The following is a 25,371-nucleotide window of genomic DNA, read 5'->3' as shown; positions in this document are numbered from 1 at the left end:
CCGCATTCGGTCCGGGACAGTGGGGACCGCCAAACGCGCCCTGATGCGCACTTCGGGACACTCAGGACCGCTGGCCAGCCGCACCACCGGTCCACGCCGTCCCGCAGGAAGCGACGCGCCACGATTCGCGGTCCACATTGTCCCGGACCGAGGAGGTGCACCCGAGCGCAGCGCGACGCAGCCCGCAGCGCGACGCAGCCCGCGCGCAGCACACCCCCACCTCACACCCCCACCCCACACCTCCCCACCCTCGCGCACTATTAAGGTGAGCCGCATGGATGACGACGGCATCGAGACCGACGCGAAGGCCGCCGACGAGGGGCCCGGCCCCGGCGCACCCGTTCCCGCGAGCGCCGCGTGGCGCGAGGGCGACCACCCGGGCCGACGCATCTTCCTCAACATCGGGGACCTCGCGCTCGACGCCGACCCCATGGGCACGCTCCCCCAGACCACCCTCGCGTACGAGACCTGGGGCACGCTCAACAAGGCCAAGGACAACGCGGTCTACGTGGCGCACGCGCTCACGGGCGACAGCCACGTGTTCGGCCCCGCCGAGCCCGGCCACCACACCGGCGGCTGGTGGAACGCGATGGTGGGCCCCGGCCGGCCGCTCGATCCGGAGCGCCACTTCATCGTGTGCGCGAACGTGATCGGCGGCTGCCAGGGCTCGACCGGCCCCGCCTCCCCGCACCCGGAGGACGGCCGGCCGTGGGGCTCACGCTTCCCCTACCTCACGCTGCGGGACATGGTGCGCGCGGAGATCGCGCTCATGGACCACCTCGAGATCGACCGCTGGCGCCTCATGACCGGCCCGTCGATGGGCGGCATGCGCGCCCTCGAGTGGACCGTCATGGCGCCGGGCCGCGTGGGCGCGATCGCGCCCGTGGGCTCCACCGCCGCCTCGAGCGCGGACCAGATCGCCTGGTCCACCCCGCAGATCGCCGCCATCCAGGCCGATCCTCACTTCAACGGCGGCGACTACTACGACGCGCCCGCCGGCCGGGGCCCGCACCGCGGCCTGGGGATCGCGCGCATGATCGCGCACACCACGTACAGGACGATGCAGGAGCTCGACACCCGCTTCGGCCGCGCCTACCAGGGGGAATCCGACCCCCTGGGCAAGGGCGGGCTCTTCGCGGTGCAGTCCTACCTCGAGCACCACGGCCGCAAGCTCGCGCGCCGCTTCGACGCGAACACGTACATCCGCCTGGTCCAGGCGGTCCAGTCGCACGACGTGGGCCGCGACCGCGGCGGCGTCGAGACCGCGCTGGCCCGCTACACGGACCCCGCCGTCATCATCGCCGTCGACTCCGACCGCCTCTATCCCCTGCGCGACTCGCAGCGCATCGACGCGGCCCTGACCGGCTCCACCGGCCTCAAGGTAGTCCACTCGATCGTGGGCCACGACGGCTTCCTGGTGGAGTCCGGCCAGCTCAACGCGTTCATGAGCGAGTTCGAGCGCGCGCTCTAGACAACCAGGGGACGATGCACGGGTCACCCCGTGCGCGACGGCTTGGCTCGTCGCCCGCTCCGGTCCTCCCGTATCCGGCGCCAGGCGTACCCCCTGGTGTCAGAAACGCGATAAGTGACACTAAGGAGGCTCGTTGGTGTCACTTACGAGCGCCATCTCAACGGGCGGCGCAGGCGACGCTCCGAGGCGGCGCCACGAGCACGGGTACTCGCCAAGGCAACCACCCGTGCTGTATCGTCGAGACATAACCACCTGGATGCTTCGGCTACCGGGCGCGGCCCCCGAGCGATCGGGGGCCTGCTTCGTTCTACGGCCAGTTCGGCGGCTTTCGGATGGTTCGCCCTTCCGCATCTTGAATCGACGGCGGGAACTGAGAGGCCTCGAGCATGCCTCGGCGGATCTGACGAACCGTCTCGATTCCCACACCGTCGAAGGCCTTGTTGTAGCGCTCGTGCGCGACGGACACCAGCGCCGATGCCGTGCCTCGTGCGCCTAGCATCTGCATAGGCGGAACCAGGTCTGAATCATTCGTGACGACGGCGTAAGAGTCGGCACGTCCCTCGAACGCGTCCACGAGCAAGTGAGACGCGAGCGCGACGTCGCTTCCCTTTTCCTCGGGCCGCTTCACTTTGACTGTGGCGACGCGCCCAGTGGAGTCGAGCCGCTCAGGGTGAAGCGGCAGGTGCTGCTTCACGAAGTTGAACTTCCCTTCAATGATCTCGACGCTCGTCGTCCGCAACGCTCGCCAGTAGATCTGCTGCCGCTGCCCTACCCCGGGGTCATTTGTCAGCGGCTTGAGCGGCGCGGTGAAGAGCTTGACTCCGACAAGATCCCTGTCGGGAAAGAGCCGCGCCGATAGCGCCTCGAGATCGAGCCACTTGCACTCCGGGTACTGGAACTGGAGCAGTCCTTTGTAGAGCGCGAAGCCGTCCACGCAGACCATCACCGTCCGCCCCGAACTCATAGCCAGAGGCTAGTGGGCCATGGCGCCACTCCGACGTCAGCGGCCCCAGGCTGTGGACTGCTTGTCGGCCCGCGCTTCGCAGGCACCCAAAGATGAGTCGCCCCGCCGCACCGAGAGACCCCGGCCCCCGTACTTCAGCCCACGCTGTAGAACGGAAATCGAAGAGTCCCCCTCCCCGCGGCGGCCGGAGAACGGCGGCCAGACGTCGGCTAACGGCAGCCGGAGGGCGGCAGCCAGAGGACGGCGGGCGGCGGAACGGAAGCCCCCGCGAACCGGGTAGGCCAAGGTCGCTTTCGGGCGATCGCTGCGCGCCAGGGGTAGCTGATTGCCGCCAGCCGCTTGCGCAACCCCGGCGAAGTCGCCTAGCCTCCATCCCATGTTCCGTCGAATGTGTCGCTGACCGCGCACGTTCGTCGCGCGCCCGCACAGGGCGCCGGCCGCCTCTCCTAGAACACACGGGATCGAGAGCGAGCCATCGGACAATGCGCACCGCGCCCCTCGGGGTCGCGAAGGTCGGCGCGCTTGCACGCCCGGCCCGGCGCGGCGCCAGACCCGGGGACGCGGGGAGCCGACCATGGAGTCCACACCCCCGAACACGCCACCCGAGCGCCGGGCACGAGCCCGGGCCCGAACCCGAGCGACCAAGCCCGACCCCGAGCCCCGCGCCCCACACACGAGCCGCCCCACCCAAGCCACAAGGAGCCACACCATGACCAACCCCGACTGGGCCTTCGAGACCAAGCAGATCCACGCCGGCCAGACCCCCGATTCCGCGACCGGCGCCCGCGCCCTCCCCATCTACCAGACCACCGCCTACGTGTTCGACGACACCACGCAGGCCGCGAACCGCTTCGCGCTGGCGGAGCTGGGCCCCATCTACACGCGCATCGGCAACCCCACGCAGCAGGCCGTCGAGGACCGCATCGCCGCGCTCGAGGGCGGCGTGGGCGCGCTCCTGCTCGCCTCGGGCAGCGCCGCCAACGTCATCGCGATCCAGAACATCGCGGAGGCCGGCGACCACATCGTCTCCTCCCCCTCCCTCTACGGCGGCACGTACAACCTGTTCCACTACACGCTGCCCAAGTTCGGCATCGAGGTCACCTTCGTCGACAACCCGGACGACCCCGAGGCCTGGAAGAAGGCCGTCCGCCCCAACACCAAGGCCTTCTTCGGGGAGTCGATCTCCAACCCCAAGCAGGACCTGCTCGACATCGAGGCCGTCGCGGCCGTCGCCCACGAAGCCGGTGTCCCGCTCATCGTCGACAACACCGTCGCCTCCCCCTACCTGGTGCAGCCCCTCCAGTGGGGCGCGGACATCGTCACCCACTCGGCCACCAAGTACCTGGGCGGGCACGGCACGGCCATCGGCGGCGTGATCGTCGACGGCGGCACGTTCGACTTCGCCCAGCACCCCGAGCGCTTCCCCAACTACAACACCCCCGACCCCAGCTACAACGGCCTGGTCTACGCGCGGGACCTGGGCGTGGGCGGCGCGTTCGGCGCGAACCTCGCGTTCATCCTCAAGGCGCGCGTGCAGCTGCTGCGCGACCTGGGCGCCGCGATCTCCCCGTTCAACGCGTTCCTCATCGCGCAGGGCCTCGAGACGCTGAGCCTGCGCGTCGAGCGCCACGTCGAGAACGCGGTCAAGGTGGCCAGCTACCTCGAGGCCCGCGAGGACGTCCACAACGTCGCCTACTCCGGCCTCGAGTCCAGCCCCTGGCACCACCTGCAGCTCAAGTACGCGCCCCGCGGCGGCGGCAGCGTCCTCGCCTTCGAGATCGACGGCGGCAAGGACGCGGGTCAGGCGTTCGTCGACGCGCTCGAGCTGCACTCGCTGGTGGCGAACATCGGCGACGTGCGCTCGCTCGCCATCCACCCCGCGACCACCACGCACTCGCAGCTCACCGCCGAGGAGCAGCTCGACGCCGGCGTCCACCCCGGCCTGGTCCGCCTGGCCGTGGGCATCGAGCACATCGACGACATCCTGGCGGACCTGGACCGGGGCTTCGCCGCCGCGGCGAAGGTGCGCGGCGCATCGTCCACCGGCACCCCGACCCCGGACGATGCGGTCGTCGCCTGATGGACGACGACCTGTCCTCCTGGGCGCCCCAGGCGGCCGAGGCGGAGGCGGGCCACGCGCCCGTCCCCGCCTCGGCGGCGTGGCGGCCCGGGGACCACCCGGGCCGCCGCCAGTTCGTGGACATCGGCTGGCTGCCCCTCGAGGGCGACCCGCGCGGCGGCATCGACGTCACCCTCGCCTTCGAGACCTGGGGAGAGCTCAACGCCGCCCGCGACAACGCCATCTACGTCGCGCACGCCTTCACCGGCGACAGCCACGTCACCGGCGGCTGGTGGAGCGGGCTCGTGGGCCCGGGCAAACCCATCGACACCGACCGCTACTACGTGGTCAGCGCCAACGTCATCGGCGGCTGCCAGGGCACCACCGGCCCCGCCCACCCCAACCCCCTCGACGGCAAGCCGTGGGGCGCGTCCTTCCCCTACGTCACCTTGCACGACATGGTCACCGCCGAGGCCCGCCTGGCCGACCACCTCGGAATCGACGCCTGGGCCCTGGTCATCGGCCCATCGATGGGCGGCATGCGCGCCCTCGAGTGGGCCGCCACCTACCCCGAGCGAGTGCGCGCCATCGCCGCCGTGGGCACCACCGCCGCCACCACCGCCGAGCAGATCGCCTGGAACGCCGCCCAATCCGCCGCGATCCGCCTCGACCCAGCGTTTTTGGACGGCGACTATTACCACCTGCCCGACGGGCACGGCCCCCACCGCGGGCTGGGCATCGCACGCGCCATCGCGCACACCACCTACCGCTCCGAGCCCGAGCTCGACGCCCGCTTCGGCCGCCACGTCCAAGACGGCGACCCGCTCAGGCTCGAGGGCTTCTACGCCGTCGAGTCCTACCTCGAGCACCACGCCGACAAGCTCGCCCGCCGCTTCGACGCCAACACCTACCTGCGCATGCTCCATGCCATCAACACCCACGACGTGGGCCGCGGCCGGGGAGGTGTCGACACGGCGCTGGGGCGCTACTCCGGCGAGGCCCTCGTGCTCGCGATCGACTCCGACCGGCTCTACCCGCTGTCCAACGCGGAACGGATCGCCGCCGCGCTGCCGCAATCCGGCGGCGTCACGCTGCTCCACAGCGACATCGGCCACGACGGCTTCCTCGTCGACTCCACCGGACTGAACGATGCGGTCGCCGGGTTGGTCGAGAGGGTCGCCGTGAGTGCCTGACCAGCCGGCGGAATGGAACGCACCGCGCGCGATGTCGACGCTACGCTTGGCACAGATTGCGGCGGGAGATCGCGAAGAACCCCCGGACAAAGACCTTCCTAGGAAGTCGGGGCCCCCTTCTGCGCTACCCTCAACACACCAGCCCACCCGGCGCTGGCCCGCGCGAGGGAGCGGATGGGAGCCAGGGACGTTCCAGGCTCCGCGATGGGAGAATCCTGGACGCGGGCGAAGCCGTCGCAGTCGATCTCTCTGGGGGCGCGTGTGGAGTTGCAGGACTACCTTCGGTTGCTGAGGAAGAATCTGATCCTCATCGCGATGCTGACCGTACTCGGCGGAGGTGCCGGGTTGACCTATTCCCTCGTAGCCACGCCCGAGTACTCAGCGTCCGCGAAGGTGTTCGTCTCCACCTCCGGATCCTCCACCGTGTCTGAACTGGCCCAGGGCAACTCCTTCACCCAGGCGCGCGTCAAGACCTACGCCGACCTCATCACCACCGCGTCGGTGCTACAGCCCACCATCGATGCCCTGTCGATCGACAGGTCCGTCGCCTCGTTGCGAGGACACCTCAGCGCCTCTACGCCGCTGAACACGTCGGTGATCAACGTCACCGTTACTGACTCGGATCCCGATTTCGCCGCTGCACTTGCCACCGAGGCCTCGAACCAGCTCATTGCGGTCGTCGAGGACATTGAGACGACCGATGCAACGGCCGGGTCGCCCGTCGCCCTCACCATGGTGCAGGAGGCCGAGGTTCCGACGGCGCCCGTCGCTCCCAAGAAGACGCTGAACGTGGCGCTCGGGCTCCTCTTGGGGCTGGCGCTCGGCGTGGGCGTCGCCCTGCTGCGCACCACGCTCGACACGCGCATCCGCAACGAGCGCGACCTCGAGCGCATCATCGACGCGCCAGTCCTGGGCGGCATCGTGTTCGACCCCAAGGCCAAGGAACGGCCTCTGCTGATCCACGCGGATGCGCGTAGCCCCCGCTCCGAGTCCTTCCGCACCCTACGCACCAACCTTCAGTTCCTGGACGCCGACCGCGCCTCCCGCTCCTTCGTGTTCACCTCTTCGATCCCCGCCGAGGGCAAGTCCACCACCGCCGCCAACCTCGCCATCGCGCTGGCCGACGCCGGCGCCAAGGTGCTCCTGGTCGGCTCGGACCTGCGCCGCCCCAAGGTGGGCTCCTACATGGGCGTCGAGAGCGGCACCGGACTCACCGATGTGCTCATCGGGCGCCTGAGCGTCGACGATGCCATCCAGCGGTGGGGCCGCACCGACCTGCACCTGCTCCCCGCCGGCACGATTCCGCCCAACCCCTCGGAGTTGCTGGGCAGCGCCCTCATGGCGAACCTGGTCGAGGACCTCGGCTCTCGGTTCGATGTGGTGCTCTACGACGCGCCGCCGCTGCTTCCCGTCACCGATGCCGCCATCCTGGCCCGCATGGTCGGCGGGGCCATCGTCATCGTCGCCTCCGGACGCACCCACGCCAACCAGCTCGACGCCGCCTGCCAGGCCCTCGAGACCGCCGGCGCCCCCGTCTCCGGGCTGGTGCTCACGATGCTCCCCACCCGCGGCGCCGACGCCTATGGCTACGGCCGCTACGGCTACACCTACGCCGAGCAGAAGGACGTCAAGTAGCGGCCATGACGGCCCCCACGGTTCTCACGGTCTGCACCGGGAACATCTGCCGCTCCCCCGCGGGCGAGATCCTCATCCGCGAGCACCTGGGCGCGCACGTGGTCTCCGCGAGCGCCGGTACGAATGCGCTGGACGGCACTGGCATTCCCGAACCGATGCTCGCCGAGCTCGCGGCCGACTCGCTCGACGGCTCGCGCCACTCGGGCCGCCAGCTCACGCCCGCGTTGCTCGATGAGGCGGATCTGGTCATCACCATGACCGCCGCACACCGCCAGCACGTGGTCCAGCTCCACCCGCGGGCGCTGCGGCGCACCTTCACCCTGGCCGAGCTGGCCGCCGCTGCCGGCACGGGCGCGGAGTTGACGGGCACGGCCGTGCCCGAACGTCTGGCGAGCCTGCCGACCGCTATCGCCGCGCATCGGCCCGTGCTTGCCGGCTACGACTTCGTCGACGTGCCCGACCCCTACCGCCGGTCGCAGGCCGACTACCACGAGGCGTACACGCTCATCCGCGCCGCGGTGGAGGAGTTCTGCACCTGGCTGCGCGGCTGAGGCTCTGCGCGCCGGGACGTCAGCAACCGCCGGTAGCGCGGGTGTCCCGCGCTACCCGGGTGGCGCGGGCACCGGGGGTGGTGACCACCTGGGCCAGCCCATTGCTTCCGGCGGTCGCGACCCGGTCGTGGGTGCCCGTGGTGATCTCGCCCGGCGTCAGGACCATGCGCGCACTTGTGAGCGAGCGGCCGTCCTTGCGCTCGCTGGGGAACACCGGCGGCTCGCCGCCGCGGCGGAAGGCGAACACCTCCGCGCCGACGGGCTGGTAGACGAGCGGTCTGATCAGCGTTGTGGCCCACGTTCACCCCCGACGAAACCAGTCTTCCGCAATCCGGACCAAACGGATAGAGTCCACCAAAGAGGGCACGCTGAGGCACTGGGGGACAACATGAAGAAGGCATTGATCACGGGCATCACGGGCCAGGACGGCTCCTACCTCGCTGAATTGCTGTTGAGCAAGGGATACGAGGTGCACGGCCTGATCCGCCGGGCCAGCACCTTCAACACGCAGCGCATCGAGCATCTCTACGTAGACCCGCACGACGACGACGCGCGGCTGTTCCTCCACTACGGCGACCTGTCCGACGGCGCCCGCCTGGTCTCGCTGCTGAGCCGGATCCATCCGGACGAGGTGTACAACCTGGCCGCGCAGTCACACGTGCGCGTGTCCTTCGACGAGCCCGAGCACACGGGCGACACCACCGGCGTGGGTTCGATCCGCATGCTCGAGGCCGTCCGGCTCGCGGGCATCGAGACCCGCTTCTACCAGGCGTCGTCCTCAGAGATGTTCGGCGCGAGCCCGCCGCCGCAGAACGAGGACACCCTGTTCTACCCGCGCTCCCCGTACGGCGCGGCCAAGGTCTACTCGTACTGGGTGACCAAGAACTACCGCGAGGCGTACGGCATGTTCGCGGTCAACGGCATCCTGTTCAACCACGAGTCGCCGCGACGCGGCGAGACGTTCGTGACGCGCAAGATCACCCGCGCCGCCGCCCGCATCAAGGCCGGGCTCGAGAACGAGGTCTGGCTGGGCAACCTCGACGCGATCCGCGACTGGGGCTACGCCGCCGAATACGTCGAGGGGATGTGGCGCATGCTTCAGGCCGAGACTCCCGACGATTATGTCCTCGCGACCGGCACCGGGATCACCGTCCGCGACTTCCTCGACGAGGCGTTCTCCCGTGTGGGACTCGACTGGCACGATCACGTCCGCTTCGACCCGCGCTATCTGCGCCCCACCGAGGTGGATGCGCTCATCGGCGACGCCTCCAAGGCCGAGCAGAAGCTGGGCTGGAAGGCCACCGTCGACGGGCGCGCGCTCGCGCGCCTCATGGTCGACGCGGACCTCGAGGCGATCGGCTACGAGGGCAAGCCGTGGCACGACGTCGTGGACCTGCGCTCGTGGCGCGCGGCGTGACGGCCGCCGACGGCGTCGAGTACACACCGGGCGCGCTGGACCGCGAGGCGCCGTTCTATGTCGCGGGGCACCGCGGCCTGGTGGGCTCGGCCATCTGGCGCCGACTCGACAAGGCGGGCTTCACCAACCTGGTGGGACGCGCATCGGCCGACCTCGATCTCAAGGACCGCGAGGCGACCTTCGCCTTCTTCCGCCAGACCCGGCCCCGCTACGTGGTCCTCGCCGCCGCGAAGGTCGGCGGCATCCTCGCCAACAACACCTACCCGGTCGACTTCCTGTCCGACAACATCCGCATCCAGACCAACGTCCTCGACGCCGCGCTCGAGGCGGACGTGGAGCGGCTGCTGTTCCTGGGCTCGTCCTGCATCTACCCCAAACTGGCGCCCCAGCCGCTGCGCGAGGACTACCTCCTCACCGGACACCTGGAGCCCACCAACGACGCCTACGCCATCGCCAAGATCGCCGGCATCCTCCACGTCCAGGCCGCCCGCCGCCAACACGGCAAGGCATGGATCTCCGCCATGCCCACCAACCTCTACGGCCCGCACGACAACTTCTCCCCCACCGGCTCCCACGTCCTCCCGGCGCTCATCCGCCGCTACGACGAGGCCGCCGCCTCCGCGGCGCCGTCCGTGACCAACTGGGGCACCGGATCGCCCCGGCGCGAATTCCTCCACTCCGACGACATGGCCGACGCCTGCCTGCACCTGCTCGAGCACTACGACGGCCCCAGCCAGGTCAACGTGGGCACCGGCACCGACGTCACCATCCGCGAGATCGCCGAGACCATCGCGGACGTGGTGGGCTATTCCGGCGAGACCCGCTGGGACACATCCAAGCCCGACGGCACCCCCCAGAAGCTCCTCGACGTCTCCCTGCTCACCTCACTCGGGTGGACGTCCTCGATCTCGTTGGAGGAAGGCCTGCGCCGCACCGTCGAGTGGTACCGGGAGAACGTGGGCGCACTGCGCGGCTGAGCCTCGCGGGAGACGACCTCAGGTCGCGAGGACCCGTCGCCCGGCTGCCGTCAGCAGGACGTGGCGGCCTCCTCGCGGCGCTCGACGCCCCGGTCGCGGGGCCCGGGAGTCGCGACCACGTCCACCACAGCCTCCGCATCGAGCGGGACCGCGGCGGTCAGTTCGACCGAGTAGGCAACCGCCTCGCCCGGCTCGAGCCCCACGCGCAGCTGCCCCTGCAGGCGCCCCTCGAAGGCGCCCTGCGCGAGGGTCGCGGGCTCGCCATTCTGCGCGACCGCGCCGAAGGTCAGCCCCGCGGGCGGCATGAGGATGAGGTTCGACTCATACCTGCCCTGGGGCAGGAGCCGCCCGCCGCCCACGGTCTCGGGCAGGGTGGTCACGTCGCCGTCGAAGGTGTGGCGCAGCGCGACGTCGACGCGCTGACCGGCCAGGCGGCCGTCCGCGCACCTCAGGTCCGTCACCGTGGCCTCGGTGTCGACGTACCATCCGATCTTGGTGCCGGAGCCGTCGTTGACGAACAGACCGAGAGCGGCGTCTCGCTCGAGAACAACGCCCGCGACCGGGGTGGCGGCGAGGATGAGCTGCTCGTCCGGGTCGGCCGCCCACAGCAGGAACCGCCCGGCCTCGACCGCGCGGGTCAGGCCCGCGACCGGGCTGGCACCGCCCGAGGTCATCTGGCCGAACAGCGTCGCCGCCGCGAGGGCGAAGAACAGGTCCTGCTCCCCCGCGTCCGGGAAGGCGAGGTACGCCCCGTTGAGCAGGGTGGCGGCCAGGGTGTCGGCCGCCAGCGTGACGCCCGCGACGTCCACCGGCGGGGCGCCCTCGAGCATCCAGCCCAGCGCGACCGGGTCGACGGCCATCACCCCGTCCACCGCGCCACCGCCCTGGGCGCTCCAGAACGCGGTCATGAGCTCCGCCGCGCGCGGGAACTCGGGCGTGAAGTTGACGTCCTGCGGAAAGATCGCCATGCGCTCGCCGTAGTAGAGCCGCTCGTCCGCCGTGAGGTCCGCGACCGGGGCGTCCGCGATCATCTCCGTCGCGGTCCGATGCCGGCGCAGGTCGATGCGCCCGTCCTCGACGCCGATCTCCACGATCGCTCCGGCGATGCCGCCGGTGGCGCGGGCCTCGGCATTGTGCTGCACCATCACCAGGTAGGTGCGCGGCCCCTCCCCGCCCAGCATGGCCGGCAGCAGCTCCGCGGTGCGGCTGGCGGTCCGGACCGTCCCGGCGACCTCGTCGAGCTTGAGGGCGAGCTTCTCGTACGGCCCCGCGATCCGGGCGTCCGTGCGGGACACGTCCTCCCCCGCGAGCTCCGCGACCGCGTCCTCGAGCGCGTCCGCCGCACGCCCCAGGGTGGCGCGGTAGGGCTCGAGCACGAACGGGTCGACGCGGCCACCCTCGAAGGCGGGCGCCGCGAGCGCGTCGAGGTCCTCCATGGCCGCCAGGGGGGACAGCGCCTCCGCGGCGACGGCCTCGACCGCGCGACCGGCGGCGACGAGCGGCCGCGCCTGGTCCTCGACGTAGGGCAGGCGGGCGGCGAGCCACCAGTGCGGGCCGTCCGTGGCGGCGACGAACCGCCCGGCCGCGTCCTCGAGGCCCGCAACGTCGTTGCGGAGCGCCTCGACGTCGCGCTCGCGCAACGCCGCCTGCGCGGCGGACGCGTGACGCTCGAGGTCTGCCGCGGCGTCGCGCAGCGCGAACGCGTCCGACGCCGCCAGCCCCCCGAGCACCAGCACCGCGACCACCGGCACCGCGAGGATGACGGCCACCCAGCGGCCGGTGCGGCGGCGGCCCGTCCGAACCACGGCATCGTCCGCACCCACGCCCCACCCCCGGCCGCCGGCGTCCCTCACGCCGGATAACGCGACTATACGCGCGGCGCGCACCGGAGCACCTGCGACCGCGAGAGGCCGGAATCATCCCTTTTGCAGGGTCTGGACGATTTGCACCGCCATGGGTAGTCTCGGCACTGCAACAAACCCCGCCAAAGCGGGCATAACACGCAACGCGCGCCGCCTGGGGGAATCACTGGGGCGCGCAGACCCCAGTGAGGTGCATGAGCCATGCCAGTACCCGCCGCAGTCTCCATCGGAGGGGTGACCATCCACCCCGCCACGCTCGACGACGCCGTCGACGATGCCCTGATCCACACCTTCGCGCACGACGGCACGTGCCTGCGCTTCACCAACACGTGGTGCATCGTGCTCGCCGACCGGGACCCGTCGTACAAGGAGCTGCTCAACGGCTCCGGCGAGAACTACGCCGACGGCCGCCCGGTGGCGGACGCGATCGCCCGACGCGGCGGCGCCCGCAACACGCACGTCCGCGGGACCAACTTCTTCGAGCGCACGCTGGACCTGGGCCGCGCCGGCCACGTCCGCCACTACTTCTATGGCGCCGACGACGCCACATTGTCCCGCCTCGCGCACGAGGTGGGCCGACGCTTCCCCGGCGCGATCGTCGCCGGCCGGCTCGCGCCGCCCATCGCAAGCGCCGAGGACCTGTGCGCCGCCGAGTACCTGGACCGCATCGCGGCGGCGCAGCCCGACATCGTGTGGGTGGGGCTGGGCACGCCCAAGCAGGACTTTGTCGCCACCCGGATCGCCCGGGACCTGGGCGTCACGACCGCGGCCGTGGGCGCGGCGTTCGACTTCGTGGCCGGCACCAAGGCGCCCGCGCCGGCGTGGGTGCAGCGCGCCAAGCTCGAGTGGCTGTTCCGCTTCGCGACCGAGCCGAAGCGCCTGTGGCACCGCTACACCGTGGGAATCGTCGAGTGGGAGCGGCTCATGTGGCGCGAGCGCCGCCGGGTCGCGGCGTAGGCCCGGGCATGCGCGCCGCCGCACCGTCGACGCCCCCGGGTCGGATCCGCCCGGCACCGGGGCCCGCGCGAAGGACCACCGGCCCCACGCAGCTCATCGCCATCAGCGCCTGCCACAATCGCCGGGAGCTCACCGTGCGCGCGCTCGAGCGCGCGTTTCGGTCCGCCGCGCGGGCAGGAGTCGAGGCATCGGCCGTGCTGTACGACGATGGGTCGACGGATGGGACCGCGGACTCGGTGGTCCGCGAGTTCGGCAGCAGGGTCCGCGTCCTTCACGGCGACGGCTCCAGGTTCTGGGCCGCGTCGATGGCCGAGGCGGAACGCAGCGCCCTCGACGCGCTGGGGCCGCAGAGCGATGCCCTGCTGCTGTGGCTCAACGACGACGTGGTTCTCGATGAGGACGCGATCGAGCGCCTCGTCGAGCAGGCCGCAGACGGCCTGCCGCGCGTGATCGTGGGGGCGGTGCGAGATCCCGACTCCGCGACGACGACCTATGGAGGGCTCAGGCGAGCAGGCGCCCACCCGTTGGGCTTCTCGCTGGTCGAACCTGGAGCGGTCGCCACGCCCGTGGACGCGATGAACGGCAACGTGGTCCTGCTCCGCGCGGAGCTCGCCCGGGACCTGGGCGGGATCGATGGCCACTTCTCCCACGCCCTCGCCGACATCGACTACGCCGCGAGGGCGACGCGCAGGGGAGTCCCGGTCGTCCTCGCACCGGGCACCTTCGGCACCTGCCCGCGGAACCCGCCCAGGTTCGATCGCACCATATGGCAGGCGTGGCGAGCCCACATCGGGATCAAGGGCGGCGCGCATCCAGAATCCGCCCGCCGCATCCTGAGGCGGCTGGCACCGTACTCGTGGGGATTCTGGTGGGCGGCGAGCTATGCGCTCTGGTGGGTGCGGGCCGGACTGGCCGCGCTCAGGAGGACGGTGTCCTGACCCGCGGAGCGCGGCGCGCCCGGACGCCGGCGCGAGGCGCGCCTACGCGCGCTGACGGTCCCACTCGAGGAGGCCCTCGACGAATCTCTCCGCCATGCGCGCGACCGTGATGTCGGACGCGTCCTGGCGGCACGCCGCCCGCGCGCTCGTCAGGAACGCCGCATCGCCGAGCGTGCGGACCAGCGCCCTCGCGTAGTCCTCGAGCGAGTCGCTGGCGATCACGGAGTTCCTGCCGTTCTCGAGGTACTCGAACTCCGGCGCGTGCCAGCGCCAGTCGGTCGTCACGATCGGCAGCTCCGCGACGAGGCTGTCCACGGCGACCAGGCCGACGCGACCGGGCATGGCCATGACCTGGGCGGCCCTCATCGCCGCCGCCTTCTCACGCCCGAACACAGGCCCGAGGTAGCCCACGGCCCGCGAATCCTTCGCGGCCGCCTCCACGAGTGCCGCCTGCGAACCGGCGCCGGCGATCAGGAGCCTGAAGCCGGGGTCGTGCGCGGCCGCGCGCTCCGCGGCGTCCAGCAGAAACTCGACCCGCTTGCTCGGGTCCAGCCCACCGATGAACAGCGCCGTCCGCCCCTGCAGATCGAAGCGGCGCTCGAGGGCCTCGACCTCGGACGGCTCGACCGCGTCGAGGTCGCGCCGCAGCTCGGTCGTGTCGATCGAGTTGTTCAGCACCGTGGTGCGCCCTCCGCTGCGACCGGCCTCCCGGACCGCCGCCGCACCGCCCTCGGTGTAGGCGAAGAACCACGCGCACCGGCGAGCCATGACGCGCTTCACGGCCTCCTGCAGGCCGCTCGACGCCTGGGTATAGGTGCGCCCGTGGCCCCAGTAGGCGACGCTCGCGGCGATGGTCCCCCTGCGCGCGAGGATCGGGTAGGTCTCCAGGTTCCGGACCGCGTGTTCGAGGACCACCAGGTCGTATGGCCCCTTCCGAGCCACCGGGGCGATGGACTTGAGCGACACGTTCCTGCTCCCCAGGCCGAGGAAACGCGTGGGCAGCACGGTGACGTTGGCATCCGATGCGGTGTCGTTGCGGTCCTTCCACTCGGGAGGCGTCTCGCCGCAGTAGATGTCGATGTCGATTCCCGCCTGGGCGCCGCGCGCGTGAAGCTCGCGGAAGAACGCCTCCCTGTAGTGAGGGAACCACGGGTGGATCACCGCGACCCTCATGGCCGCCCGGCTCCGACGTGCATCCGCATGCCCTGCGCCTCCAGTGCCGCGACGTGCCGTTCGAAGGCCTCCGGGTCGAAGCGCCGCCCGACCACGCGCCCGGGAACGCCCGCCACGATCGAGTTCTCCGGCACGTCGCTCGCCACCACCGCACCCGCGGCGATGACGGAGCACCTCCCCACCGACACGCCGGAGAGCACCACCGCGCCATACCCGATCCACACGTCGCTGCCGACCATCACCGGGTCCGAGAGTCGATCGGGGTCGTCGCCCACCCATGTGCTCAGGGACATCGCCCGACCGATCTCATGCTGGTCGTGATCCCGGCGCCCCACGATTCCGACGTTGTTCGCGATCAGGACTCCGTCGCCGATCTCGCCATCGACCTCGATGGTGCCGAACTTGCCGATGTAGACGTCGTCGCCGATGCTCAGGCGGCGCGGGGCCCAGATGCGCGTGCCGGGACCCACGTGGAATCGCTCGCCCACGGCCACTGGGCCGCGCACCGCGAGCCTCCTGTAGAGCCAGGCCTTCACGAGGAGAGGGCTCCCTGCGCGTCGCACTGCACCGCGGCGTCCGCGCCGGCGCGGGCGCCGAAGGCGCCATGCCCGCGGAGCAACGGCCCCGCCCGCCGCGCGGGCGGGAGAGAGGCATCGGTGGGATCACTCACGGCACGGCCCCTCCCCCTCAGGGAGGACCGCGACCAGGCCCGCCCCCCAGCATCGCCAGTCTCGACTGTACAGGACCTTGGTCGCAGTCGGGAGAGGGCCGAACGTCGCCTCAGACACCGATCGACCCCTCGCGGAGCCACCTTCCGTGCGCTTCTTCGCTCGCGGCGATCGCCTCATCATCCGACACGTCGATCCCCCCGGCCCTCAGGAACTGCGCGATCGGCCGCTCGGCACGCAGGTGGTCGTACGCCCACCGCTTGCCCGACTCGATGGCTTCGGAGATCTCGGCATCCGACAGCCGAGTCCTCAGTCGACGCGCCGTCTCCACCAGCCCACGCGGCGTGTCCGCGAAGTCGATACCTGCGACCCCTTCGAACAGCGCCGCGTATCCCGGATGGGCGGTGGTGAGGTGAAACGACCCGGTTGCGAGCGCTATCGGCAGACGGTTCGAGAAGTACCGGGGCTCCTGGGGGAAGTGGTCCCAGTTCACCGAGAACCACGCCGACTGCACCGCGCTGGCCTGACGCGAATAGTCGAGCGAGCCCTGTGCCGACGGCCCGGTCCAGCCGCGCCCCCAGACCTGGAATGTGTCGCCGAACTCGCTGGTCATCAGTTCGACGAACTGCGCGCGCTGCCGCGCGCCGGGCAGCAGGCGCAGCGGCGTCCGGGGCATGTGCCGGTTCGCGATCATGACGAAGTCGACGGTCCGACTCACGGGGGGGCTGGGCTCGGGACCCACGTGAACATAGTCGAATGCGCTCGGAACCCAGCGAACGTCGCGCGCCCCCGCGCGCGTGAAGTTGCGCCTGAAGGCACCGGTGCCCACGGTGAAGACGATCGACGCGCGCCGGCCCACCCGCTGGGCGACCCACGGCAGTCCGTGCCGCACCAGTCCATACGGGTCGCCCTCGTAGTAGACCCACACGCCGCCCTCAGATCGTAGGAGCCGGGTCAGTGCAGGCGCCGAGAGCCTCCACGCGCTCGGGTGGTACATGAGGGTCACGTCGCGCCGCCACGTCGATGCGCTCGCGACTTCGTCGTCGACGGCGGCCTCACCCGCCTCGGGCGAACCGGCCCTGACCAGCCCCGGACTCAGCACCCGGTAGTCATCGATGGTGCCGGCGTGGCGTAGGCCATCCAGGACACGTCGCGTGGTCGCCTGCAACGCGCCGGGCACCTCGTTCGCCACGAATAGAATTCTTCTGCCAGCCAATTCCAGACTCCCTATCGTGTAGGTCGAGCGGCGCGGGGTGAGCGCGTGCGACGGCCCCGCGCGATGCCGCGACGAGGTGGATCCCCGCCGTCGCCCGCGGGCTTGAGCGTCACCAGGACGGCCCACACCAGCACCGGCGTCGTGAACCACTTCATGTTGTACGTCCAGAAGAACGCGGTGAGGCCAAGAAGCACGGGAAACGCGGGCAGGGGAGCGTCCGCACGCATGGCCCGCACCACGGCTCCGCCGATGATCAGCACGAGGGCCGCCGCGCCCAGAGCCCCGAGTTGGAGCCCGGTCGAGACGTACCAGTTGTGCGGCGCGTAGGTCACGACCCCGCCGGATTCCAGCGGCCGCTCCCATGACGTCCCGAAGGGCTGGCCCACCAGCTGGACGAACACGGGGTCCGCCGCGCGCTCCGCCATCAGATACTGCCAGTCGTATTGCCGCCCCTCGTAGGTCCGAGTGTCCGACGCCGACACGTCGAGCAGACTCCCGAGGCTGGTCTGGAGGATGAGCCTCCACGACAGCGCCGCGGCGGAGGCGACCGCGATGAGGGCCGCGGCCGTTTCCAGAGGACGCCTGCCGAGCGAGCGAAGGACGACGATCAGGCCCATCGCGGCGGCCGCCACCCACACCGATCTGTGCTGTGCCAACACGAGCATCACACCGAGGACGAGCGCGCCGGCCAGGCGCCAGTTCCCCTTCGACACGCGCCAGCGCTCGATCAGGACCACCGCCCCGATCGCCAGGAAGATGGCTTGATGCGAGGTCAGGGGTCGACCCGCCGCGATCACCTCGCCATAGGCGTCTCGCGTCTGAGTCGAGGCGGACCCGAGCCCATGCATGGCGATATTCGACAGCCCGACGACGGCCACCGCGGCGGCGGGCCAGAGCAGCCAGTTCTCCCATTCCAGCCGCCAGTCGGGGTTGCCGCAGCTCACTCGATACGTCCAGAACCCGATGACCACGATGTACACCCAACCCCGCGCATCGTTCGCCGCCGGCCCGAGTCCGTAGGTCGTCACACCCAGCACGAGGCTCAGGAGCACCATCGTGATGATGCCCGCGATGGCCAGCCTGGTGAAGGGTGGAATGCGCGCACCCAACGACCCGCGACCGCCCAGCATCGCGGCGAGCAGCAGAGTCGCGGCCGTGACATCGACCACAGAAATCGCGATGCCGCCGAGCGACAGCAGCGGAGGCCAGTTCTGGAACTGGTAGTCGAGCGCGATGAGCAGGGCCATCAGCGCCATGCCCAGGCGGGGACGCCGCGCGATCCCGTACCCGAGGGCACAGACAGCCCCGGAGCCGACGAGCAGCAGCCCCGCCCAGACCACAAGGTCGATCATCGGCTTGCCTCGCGGTGAGCGCGCATCGCGTCCCCGAGCACCTGCTCGTACTGGTCGACGACGCTCTCCTCGCTGAACGTCGTCGCGCAGGCAGCGCGCCCGCCTCGCGCGAGTTCGGCACCGAGTTCGGGAGACCGCGCGATCCTCACCATCGCCCCAGCGATCTCGTCGGGGCGCTTCACGTTCACCAGCAGCCCGGCGCGCCCCCCATCCAGCGTGTAGGCGACGCCGCCGCTGGCCTCTCCGCCGATCACCGGCACTCCGAAGGACAGCGCCTCGAGGATCGCCATCGAGCACGCTTCCCAGTTGCTCGGGTGGACCAGTGCCGTGAGGCCGCCGGCAAGAATCCGGCGGATGTCCTGGTGCGGCAACCGCCCCAAGAAGGCGACGCCCTCAGCGAACCCCTTCTCCTGCGCCCAGAGCTCCGCCGACTCTCCGGGGCCGTAGCCGGTGCCGATCGCGGCGAGGGTGGCGTCGGGCAGGTGTCGGCGAGCCTGGGCGAACGCGGCAATCGCGGCCTTGCCGTTCTTGCGCTCGTCGAAGCCGTTGAGAATGAGCGCAAACCTCGCGGGGGCGGCCGGCACCTCACCGTGCGCTCCATCGGGAAGTTCGATCCCGTTGGGGATGACCGCGGCGCTCCGCGCCCCGACGGTCAGGATCCGGTACGCGCGAGCCAACGACGGCGCCACCGCGGTCACGTGGGGTGCGCGCCAGAGGACGCTCATCCCGAGCACCGCTCGGATCCACCAGTAGGGATGCCTGTAGTGCCGAATCAGCGTCCACGGGTCGTCGTGGCCCGTCACGACGATCGGCAACCCGGCGGAGAGGCCCGCGGCGGCGAACTCGTAGAGCCAGTGCGCGTGCAACACGTCTGCGGACGACGCACGCATGAGCCGCCCCAGGTCGCTCCGCTCGACGCGGAACACGTCCAGCGCACGGTCGCGAGCCCTCCGCCGCCGCCGCCCCACATGCACGGTCAGGGCATCCGAGACCTCGACCACGCGCGGGGTCTCCAGGTCGAACGCCGTCACGAACAGGTCGACCCCGTGTCCGCGTTCCAGATACAGATTGGCGAGCCTGGCCAGCAGCGGAAACGAGTAGACCTCCAGCTCACGCAGGTCGGGCGGGAGGTCCTGGTCGATCAGGTCGAGTGCGCAGGGCCCTGCCAGCCCGATCCTCACAGCGCCGGCTCGCGGACGCTCCGAATCACCCGAGCCGGGTTCCCTGCCACGATGGCCCTCTCCGGCACGTCCTGGGTGACAACGGCGCCCGCGCCGACGACGGCACCGGCGCCGATGCTCACGCCCTTGAGGACGATCGCCCGCGCACCGATGAAGACGTCGTCACCGATGGCGACCGCATCGGACGGCGCACCGGAGGGCGTGCCGAGGTACCTGCGGTCGAGGTGATCGACCACATGGAAGTCCGTGTCCGCCACCATGACGTCGGCGCCGAAGAGACAGCGATCGCCGATCGTCACGGACACCGCGGCGACCACCGTGGTGCCGCTCATCCCGGTGTCGTTGCCGATGCGGATCGTCCCGGCTTCCGTGATGGTGCGCAGGATGACGGGGCGGGACACGCCGAGAGCGGTCTGCCGGGCATCGCTGCACAGCACGACCCGGTCGCCCAGCGCAATGCTCGCCGGCGCCACGGTCGAGACGATGGGAACGCCCAGGATGACCGCGTCGTCACCGACCGCCAGCCGGTGCTTGCGCGCCACCCTCTGCCACTGAAGCGTGCTGCCGATCCTGCGCAGCCGTTGCACTGCACCCATAAGCCTGGTTCCCCTCGGCTCCCTCGTCTGCGGCCGATGCTAGCGCGCGACGCAGGGGGTTGCCTAGACCTCCCACCTGGTATGAGATGGTGCCGGGTTCACGTGGCCGACGAGCGCCGACCACACCCACCGGCTTTGTGCGGGTCGACCTCGCGACCACATGGGGAGCATTGGAGGCTGGGGCTGAGGTGAGCACGTCACGTACGGTTGCTGCGGGCGCGGCCTGGCTCTACGGCGCCCAAGCGATCGTCGTCGTCTTCCAGTTCGGCTACGCGGCGTTGACGTCCAGGATCGTGTCGCCCGAGGGCTTTGGCGCCTACGGCGCCGCCTTGGCGACGATGGCACTGGTCGCTCTGCTCGCCACCGGTGGACTGGCGCCGGTCATGAGCCGCATGGCAGAGATCGACGCGGGGCGCGTGCGAGCCGTCGCGCTCGCCTCCGGCGGGCTGGGCCTCGTCGCGATGGCGACGCTGCTCGTCGGAGCGCCCGCCGCCGCGGCGGTGTGGGGAATCGCCGACGCGGTGCCCCCCATTCGCACCACGGCAGCCATCGTCGTGGTCCTTCCCTTCTCCGCCGTCGCGATGGCCCTCGCTCGTCGCGCCGGCAGATTCCGCCGCCTCGCGGTGCTGACTGCCGGCGCCGGCGTGTGTGGGCTTGCGGTCGGCGCCGTGGTCGTCGCGCACTACCGGACTGCGGACAGCCTGCTCGTCGCCCAGATCACCACGCAGTGGATCATCGCCATCGGCGCCGCCGTCTCGGAGCGCCGGCACCTCTTCGGACGACCGGATCTTCGCCACTTCCGACGAGACATCGGGTTCAGCAACCGCGTGACCGTGTCGAAGGTCATCTCGTACGCATCCGGAGTCCTGCCCAAGATCGTCGGAAGCAGCACCTTCGGCGCATCACTGCTCGGACAGTGGAACCGGGCGGAAGTGGTCTCCAGCGTGCCGCTGCAACAGGTTCTCACCGCATTTCAGCAGGCGCTCTATCCGGAGTTCCGGCACGACATCGACGACAACAGGCGCGCGCGCCGCGTGTGGACCGACCTGCTGGGGATGCTCGCCTGGCTCGTGCTGCCCGCGGGAGCGTGGTTGATCGGCACGCTGCCCGTCGTCGTTCCTGTTCTCTTCGGCGGCGGCTGGGAGCTCGCCGTCGTCATCGCGCAGGTGCTGGTCCTGTACTCCGCCATGCAGCTGGTGAACGTGGTGCTGTCCACGGCTCTCGAGGCGCTCGGGTGGTTCACGGTGCTGTGGACCGGGCAGACAACCGTGCTCGTCATCGTGGCGGTCACGTCGGGGGTGTCCGCGTGGACGGGCACGTGGTGGGTGCTGCTGGTGGGCCCTCCGTTGAGCATCGTGATCCAACACGGGATCTACACGGCTGCCGCCGCCAAGCGCGGGTATCTCGACTCGAAGACGCTCGCGAGGTCGTATTGGGGCGCCGGCGCGGTCGCGCTGGTGGTCTGGGGCGGCGTCGCGTCCGTCACGGCGGCCGGCCACGATGCGGCGCCCGGCGTGCGGTTCGCCCTCGCGTGCGCGGTGCTTCTTCTCGCAGCGGGCGCGGCCTGGCTCACCCGACGCAGGCTGCCCCCATACCAAGTCGCAATGAGATACGGCCTGCTATCCAGGCCGAAATAGACAGGGAGGTGCATGACAATGCGGTCCGTTGCTCTGCTGGACACGTCACTGGACTCGAACAACGCAGGTGACCAGATCATCGTCGACTCGATCCTGCGGGAGATTCCCGAACTGCGTTCGGCCCCGCGGCTGCCCACCCACCGGCCCATGAGCCCTGAGGAGCTCGAGGTGGCGACCGCGGCGGAGATTCTCGTGTTCACCGGCACGAATGTTCTCTCCTCGTCGATCGGCCGCCACCGGCAGTGGCAGCTCAGCGAGCCGGAACAGCGGGCACTCGAGGGGAAGGTCGTCTTCCTGGGGGTCGGCTGGTGGCAGTACGAGCCTGAGTTCTCGAGCGACGGCGCCGACTCCGTGCGGAGGCTGGCCTTCGCCGGACTGCCGGTGTCCGTGCGCGACGATCACTCGGCGCAGATGCTCCAGTCCCAGGGCATCGCGGCGGTCAACACGAACTGCCCGACCATGTGGTCGTTGGGACGAGACCAGCCGCACCCGGGCGCGGGGAAGGAGTGCGTGGCGACCGTGACGGACTACCGCCCCTCGCCGGTGCAGGACCGCCTGATGATGGCGGCACTGGCGCGGCACTACTCGAAGGTGCTCGTGTGGCCCCAGGGAACTCGCGACCGCTCGTACATCGAGAAGCTGCGACTCGGGCGCAACTTCGAGGTTCTCGAGATGGGCGTCCAGTCGTTCGAGGATGCGGTCCGCGGCCGGGACTACGTGGGCACGCGACTCCACGCAGGGATGCGCGCGGCGCAGCTGTCCAGCCCTGCGCTCATTGTGGCCATCGACAATCGTGCAGCCGAGATTGCGCGCGACACGGGCATCGCGGTGGTGCCGCGCACCTTCTGGCACAGCGCACTCCGGCGCCTGCTGCGCGGTCGCGGCCACTCGGTGCTCGAGCTGCGCGACGACGCGCGCACCGCCTGGGTTCGCGAGTTCAAGACACTCGTCGACTGCCCGGTCCCCTGAGCGCACGGCGGCACCTCTTGACCGCCGACCCCTCGCCTGCCAGCCTTCATCGTGATCCTGCGTCCGACCGTGCGCGCGCGGAGCGGGCGCAGGACCTGACGCGCCAGGTGTGGCGAGCGCTGTCGCCGGGCGGGCATTCCCCGGCCACAGACCCGATTCCACGTGACCGAGGACGGCGTCTACACCCTCGCCTTCTCCACGAAGCCGTCCGAGCGATGGCCCGCAAGAGAGAACACCCCAGGGCGCTCGTGACGATCGGGCCGCCCCGTCAGTAGGCCCCTCGCCCCGACAGCACGGCCCACAGCGTGCGCAGCAGGATGAGCATGTCGAGGCCGAGCGACCAGTTCTGCGTGTAGTGCAAGTCGAGCCGGACCGACTCGTCCCACGGAAGGTTGGAGCGTCCGCTCACCTGCCACAGCCCGGTGATGCCGGGCTTGACCAGCTGGCGGCGCGAGACGTCCTCGTCCCACAGCTCCACCTCGCTGGGCAGCGGCGGGCGCGGCCCCACGATGGACATCTCCCCCACCAGCACGTTGACCAGCTGGGGGAGCTCGTCGAGCGAGAACCTGCGCAGCACCCGTCCGACGCGGGTCACCCGCGGATCATCGCGCATCTTGAACAGGACCTCGTTGCCCTCCGCCCGAGCGCTGTCGCGCAGGACCTCGAGCCGATGCTCGGCGTCGACGAACATGGTGCGGAACTTCAGCATCTCGAATCGGGCATGGTCACGCCCCACCCGCTCCTGCCGGAAGAGCACGGGGCCCGGGCTGGACAACTTGACCGCCACGGCGATGACGGCGAACGGCGCGGCGAGCAGCAGCAGTGCGGCAGCCGCCGCGAGCCGGTCGCCGAGGCCCTTGAGCACGCGGCTCGCCCCCGAGAAGCGCGGAGGATCGACGTGCATGAGCGGGAGCCCCACCACCTCGCTCACGGCGACACGGGGCACCACGCAATCCACCAGCGTGGGCGCGACGATGAGCCCGACCCCGGCCTCCTCGAGCGCCCACTCGAGGCGCCGGGCCTCGCGTAGCGACACGTGCTCGGTTCCGGCGAGCACCACGTATCCGGCGCCGTGCCCGGCGGCCAGGGTGGGAGCCCTGGCGATGTCCCCGAGGACCGGCACGCCGCAGAGCAGCTCGCCGGTCAGGGGCCGATGCCCGGGGGCCTCACCCGCCCGACCAGGGTCGTCGGCACCCGACCCGGCCGGAGCATCGTCCCCGGACTCCCCCGCGAGGCAGACGCCCACGACGTCGTACCCCTGCGCCTCGGCGTGGTCCAGCCGTCGGATGATCTGCTCGCACGTACGCCGCGGGCCCGCCACCACCACCGCGCGGCGCAGCCTCCCCAGGCCCCGCTGCTCGTTGAGCCATTGCCTCCACAGTCGTCGGTATCCGAAGAGCACGAGGGTGCCAAGGGGCAGAGCGAACACGAGGTAGCTGCGGCTCAGGTCCCACTGGCTCAGGAAGCCGACCACTCCGACGATCGCGAAGGTGCGCAGGCCGGCGGTGCCCACGCGCTGGTACTCGACGGGGCCCGTGCCCAGGATCCGGGTGTCGCGCGAGCGCACCCAGCCCAGTTGGAGCAGCCACAGCACGCCGATGGCGGCCGTGATCCACCCGCTCGCGGGCGCCGACGGGCCGAGCGCCCGGACGAACGGATCCCAGTCGAAGCGCACGGCGTGCGCCACGACCAGGATGATCGCGACGACGAAGACGTCCGACACCACCAACCTCGTGTGGACGGCCTGCTCCCACGACTGTGCGGACGCGCGACTGCGCTCACCGACCCCCAGCAACACCATATGAACCCCCCAGCTCGTTCTCAACCCTCAACGCGAGGGCCCGGGGCTCCCAGGCTCAGCCGGGAGCCCCGCCCCCGTCAGGAACGATCGGCGCCGGCGCGCTCCCGGCCGGCGCGGCGTGCGGCCACGAAGACGAACCCGGCGCCGGCCAGCAGCAGCGCGCCGCCACCGACCGCGAGGGGCATGGACTCGATGCCTGTTGCCGCCAGCGGCGTGGCTGCCACCGGGGCGCTCGCAGAGACGGCCGAGGTGCCCTCGGACGTGGGCTGCTGCGTCGGCGGCATGCACGCGTCGCCCGACGGATACGTGACGGCCTGCGTGAACGAGGGGTTGACCTCGACCGTGACGGTCGCCTCGCGGGTCCAGCCCAGGTTGGCGTCGCCCACGGCAATCCACGCGTTCGCGCTCGCATCCCAGGCGTATCCCGGCCAGGCCGTCGCGACGCCGCCCTGTTCCGCGTAGCCGGGCCACGTGATGCGGCCCGAGTCCCGTGGAACCTCGAGGGGTGCGAGGGCATTCGTGCCGTCCGAGAACGTGAGGGTCGCGGTGGTCGCGGTCACGTTCCCGTCCGGGTCCGTCAGCGACAGGTCGTAGTAGAGGTACGGCACGTCGCCCTCGCACGCCGACGTCAGGGTGCCGGAGAGCGACGGCGGTCGTGGCGCGCCGTAATCCACGGCGTATGCCGCCGCGGGGACGACGACGCCGACACCGGCGAGAACAGCCACTGCGATGGTGCGAAATGCTGCAGTCATGA

22 protein-coding genes are annotated in these 25,371 nt (G+C 70.8%); 11 read left to right on the top strand and 11 right to left on the bottom strand.

The genetic code is table 11. The features are described from left to right. Positions 1-274: 274 nt before the first annotated feature. Entirely contained in the window at positions 275-1,471 is a 1,197-nt protein-coding gene (gene metX, locus AOM03_RS06475; RefSeq protein ID WP_082092211.1) for a homoserine O-acetyltransferase MetX, read from the top strand. Positions 1,472-1,778: 307 nt separating this feature from the next. Here the strand turns inward: metX (AOM03_RS06475) and AOM03_RS06470 are convergent, their stop codons facing one another. Continuing rightward, the gene (locus AOM03_RS06470; protein WP_062379527.1) at positions 1,779-2,435 is read right to left on the bottom strand and encodes an NYN domain-containing protein; all 657 of its coding nucleotides are present in this window, start codon (positions 2,433-2,435) and stop codon (positions 1,779-1,781) included. A gap of 709 nt (positions 2,436-3,144) precedes the next feature. On the opposite strand from AOM03_RS06470, the gene AOM03_RS06465 reads away from it, so the two are divergent. From AOM03_RS06465 to AOM03_RS06450, 4 genes are all read left to right on the top strand, one after another. Continuing rightward, entirely contained in the window at positions 3,145-4,515 is a 1,371-nt protein-coding gene (locus AOM03_RS06465) for a bifunctional o-acetylhomoserine/o-acetylserine sulfhydrylase (RefSeq protein ID WP_062379524.1), read from the top strand. Next, on the top strand, positions 4,515-5,687 hold the full coding sequence (gene metX / locus AOM03_RS06460; protein WP_062379522.1) for a homoserine O-acetyltransferase MetX: 1,173 nt from the start codon (positions 4,515-4,517) through the stop codon (positions 5,685-5,687). Before AOM03_RS06465 ends, metX (AOM03_RS06460) begins: the two co-directional genes overlap by 1 nt. A gap of 315 nt (positions 5,688-6,002) precedes the next feature. After that, complete coding sequence (locus tag AOM03_RS06455; protein WP_439645030.1) at positions 6,003-7,322, top strand: tyrosine-protein kinase domain-containing protein; 1,320 nt, start codon at positions 6,003-6,005, stop codon at positions 7,320-7,322. 5 nt (positions 7,323-7,327) lie between these two features. Beyond that, on the top strand, positions 7,328-7,873 hold the full coding sequence (locus tag AOM03_RS06450; protein WP_062379518.1) for an arsenate reductase/protein-tyrosine-phosphatase family protein: 546 nt from the start codon (positions 7,328-7,330) through the stop codon (positions 7,871-7,873). A 19-nt stretch (positions 7,874-7,892) separates the two neighbouring features. Here the strand turns inward: AOM03_RS06450 and AOM03_RS06445 are convergent, their stop codons facing one another. Then, positions 7,893-8,120 carry a hypothetical protein gene (locus tag AOM03_RS06445; protein ID WP_062379516.1) on the bottom strand — a complete coding sequence of 76 codons (228 nt, stop codon included), beginning with the start codon at positions 8,118-8,120 and terminating at the stop codon, positions 7,893-7,895. Positions 8,121-8,261: 141 nt separating this feature from the next. On the opposite strand from AOM03_RS06445, the gene gmd reads away from it, so the two are divergent. Together gmd and AOM03_RS06435 are read left to right on the top strand one after the other, a co-directional pair. Next, a complete protein-coding gene (gene gmd / locus AOM03_RS06440; protein WP_062379513.1) occupies positions 8,262-9,290 on the top strand; it encodes a GDP-mannose 4,6-dehydratase in 1,029 nt (342 codons plus the stop codon). Next, positions 9,275-10,267, top strand: a complete 993-nt coding sequence (locus AOM03_RS06435) for a GDP-L-fucose synthase family protein (RefSeq protein ID WP_304524057.1) — start codon at positions 9,275-9,277, stop codon at positions 10,265-10,267. Before gmd ends, AOM03_RS06435 begins: the two co-directional genes overlap by 16 nt. A 50-nt stretch (positions 10,268-10,317) precedes the next feature. On the opposite strand, the gene AOM03_RS06430 is transcribed toward AOM03_RS06435, so the two are convergent. Continuing rightward, positions 10,318-12,120: a DUF4012 domain-containing protein gene (locus AOM03_RS06430; protein WP_156157664.1), complete on the bottom strand. Its 1,803-nt coding sequence runs from the start codon at positions 12,118-12,120 to the stop codon at positions 10,318-10,320. Positions 12,121-12,330: 210 nt separating this feature from the next. On the opposite strand from AOM03_RS06430, the gene AOM03_RS06425 reads away from it, so the two are divergent. Both AOM03_RS06425 and AOM03_RS06420 read left to right on the top strand, forming a co-directional pair. Further along, positions 12,331-13,086, top strand: coding sequence for a WecB/TagA/CpsF family glycosyltransferase (locus AOM03_RS06425; protein WP_082092210.1), 756 nt, complete (start codon positions 12,331-12,333; stop codon positions 13,084-13,086). Positions 13,087-13,094: 8 nt separating this feature from the next. Beyond that, positions 13,095-14,024 (top strand): glycosyltransferase family 2 protein, encoded by a 930-nt coding sequence (locus AOM03_RS06420; RefSeq protein ID WP_156157663.1) that lies wholly within the window; start codon positions 13,095-13,097, stop codon positions 14,022-14,024. Between the two features lie 42 nt (positions 14,025-14,066). On the opposite strand, the gene AOM03_RS06415 is transcribed toward AOM03_RS06420, so the two are convergent. From AOM03_RS06415 to AOM03_RS13110, 6 genes are all read right to left on the bottom strand, one after another. Continuing rightward, entirely contained in the window at positions 14,067-15,197 is a 1,131-nt protein-coding gene (locus tag AOM03_RS06415; protein ID WP_082092208.1) for a glycosyltransferase family 4 protein, read from the bottom strand. Beyond that, positions 15,194-15,733 (bottom strand): acyltransferase, encoded by a 540-nt coding sequence (locus AOM03_RS12700; protein ID WP_227589913.1) that lies wholly within the window; start codon positions 15,731-15,733, stop codon positions 15,194-15,196. The genes AOM03_RS06415 and AOM03_RS12700 overlap by 4 nt, the downstream gene beginning before the upstream one ends. Before the next feature lie 244 nt (positions 15,734-15,977). Beyond that, entirely contained in the window at positions 15,978-17,057 is a 1,080-nt protein-coding gene (locus tag AOM03_RS06405; protein WP_062379502.1) for a glycosyltransferase family protein, read from the bottom strand. 35 nt (positions 17,058-17,092) lie between these two features. After that, positions 17,093-18,433, bottom strand: a complete 1,341-nt coding sequence (locus AOM03_RS06400) for an O-antigen ligase family protein (protein WP_062379501.1) — start codon at positions 18,431-18,433, stop codon at positions 17,093-17,095. Beyond that, complete coding sequence (locus AOM03_RS06395) at positions 18,430-19,614, bottom strand: glycosyltransferase family 4 protein (RefSeq protein ID WP_062379499.1); 1,185 nt, start codon at positions 19,612-19,614, stop codon at positions 18,430-18,432. The genes AOM03_RS06400 and AOM03_RS06395 overlap by 4 nt, the downstream gene beginning before the upstream one ends. Beyond that, the gene (locus AOM03_RS13110) at positions 19,611-20,156 is read right to left on the bottom strand and encodes an acyltransferase (protein ID WP_062379496.1); all 546 of its coding nucleotides are present in this window, start codon (positions 20,154-20,156) and stop codon (positions 19,611-19,613) included. The genes AOM03_RS06395 and AOM03_RS13110 overlap by 4 nt, the downstream gene beginning before the upstream one ends. Positions 20,157-20,347: 191 nt before the next feature. Between AOM03_RS13110 and AOM03_RS06385 the strand changes: the two genes are divergently transcribed. Together AOM03_RS06385 and AOM03_RS06380 are read left to right on the top strand one after the other, a co-directional pair. Continuing rightward, complete coding sequence (locus AOM03_RS06385) at positions 20,348-21,847, top strand: oligosaccharide flippase family protein (RefSeq protein WP_162197271.1); 1,500 nt, start codon at positions 20,348-20,350, stop codon at positions 21,845-21,847. Positions 21,848-21,865: 18 nt separating this feature from the next. After that, positions 21,866-22,816: a polysaccharide pyruvyl transferase family protein gene (locus AOM03_RS06380; RefSeq protein ID WP_062379492.1), complete on the top strand. Its 951-nt coding sequence runs from the start codon at positions 21,866-21,868 to the stop codon at positions 22,814-22,816. A 268-nt stretch (positions 22,817-23,084) separates the two neighbouring features. Here AOM03_RS06380 and AOM03_RS06375 read toward each other — a convergent pair whose 3' ends face one another. Both AOM03_RS06375 and AOM03_RS06370 read right to left on the bottom strand, forming a co-directional pair. Next, the gene (locus tag AOM03_RS06375) at positions 23,085-24,617 is read right to left on the bottom strand and encodes a sugar transferase (protein WP_082092204.1); all 1,533 of its coding nucleotides are present in this window, start codon (positions 24,615-24,617) and stop codon (positions 23,085-23,087) included. Between the two features lie 77 nt (positions 24,618-24,694). Further along, positions 24,695-25,369: a hypothetical protein gene (locus AOM03_RS06370; RefSeq protein ID WP_156157660.1), complete on the bottom strand. Its 675-nt coding sequence runs from the start codon at positions 25,367-25,369 to the stop codon at positions 24,695-24,697. Positions 25,370-25,371: the final 2 nt, after the last annotated feature.

Source organism: Demequina pelophila (assembly GCF_000971175.1).
GTDB classification, from domain to species: Bacteria; Actinomycetota; Actinomycetes; order Actinomycetales; family Demequinaceae; genus Demequina; species Demequina pelophila.
Note: the sequence above shows the minus strand (reverse complement) of the source record. Positions and strands in the feature narration are given on the sequence as shown.

Excerpts from the sequence above, each read along its gene's own strand:
- metX (WP_082092211.1), top strand. The coding sequence starts at position 275 with ATGGATGACGACGGCATCGAGACCGACGCGAAGGCCGCCGACGAGGGG.
- AOM03_RS06470 (WP_062379527.1), bottom strand. The coding sequence starts at position 2,435 with ATGAGTTCGGGGCGGACGGTGATGGTCTGCGTGGACGGCTTCGCGCTC.
- AOM03_RS06465 (WP_062379524.1), top strand. The coding sequence starts at position 3,145 with ATGACCAACCCCGACTGGGCCTTCGAGACCAAGCAGATCCACGCCGGC.
- metX (WP_062379522.1), top strand. The coding sequence starts at position 4,515 with ATGGACGACGACCTGTCCTCCTGGGCGCCCCAGGCGGCCGAGGCGGAG.
- AOM03_RS06455 (WP_439645030.1), top strand. The coding sequence starts at position 6,003 with ATGCTGACCGTACTCGGCGGAGGTGCCGGGTTGACCTATTCCCTCGTA.
- AOM03_RS06450 (WP_062379518.1), top strand. The coding sequence starts at position 7,328 with ATGACGGCCCCCACGGTTCTCACGGTCTGCACCGGGAACATCTGCCGC.
- gmd (WP_062379513.1), top strand. The coding sequence starts at position 8,262 with ATGAAGAAGGCATTGATCACGGGCATCACGGGCCAGGACGGCTCCTAC.
- AOM03_RS06425 (WP_082092210.1), top strand. The coding sequence starts at position 12,331 with ATGCCAGTACCCGCCGCAGTCTCCATCGGAGGGGTGACCATCCACCCC.
- AOM03_RS06420 (WP_156157663.1), top strand. The coding sequence starts at position 13,095 with ATGCGCGCCGCCGCACCGTCGACGCCCCCGGGTCGGATCCGCCCGGCA.
- AOM03_RS06415 (WP_082092208.1), bottom strand. The coding sequence starts at position 15,197 with ATGAGGGTCGCGGTGATCCACCCGTGGTTCCCTCACTACAGGGAGGCG.
- AOM03_RS06400 (WP_062379501.1), bottom strand. The coding sequence starts at position 18,433 with ATGATCGACCTTGTGGTCTGGGCGGGGCTGCTGCTCGTCGGCTCCGGG.
- AOM03_RS06380 (WP_062379492.1), top strand. The coding sequence starts at position 21,866 with ATGCGGTCCGTTGCTCTGCTGGACACGTCACTGGACTCGAACAACGCA.
- AOM03_RS06375 (WP_082092204.1), bottom strand. The coding sequence starts at position 24,617 with ATGGTGTTGCTGGGGGTCGGTGAGCGCAGTCGCGCGTCCGCACAGTCG.
- AOM03_RS06370 (WP_156157660.1), bottom strand. The coding sequence starts at position 25,369 with ATGACTGCAGCATTTCGCACCATCGCAGTGGCTGTTCTCGCCGGTGTC.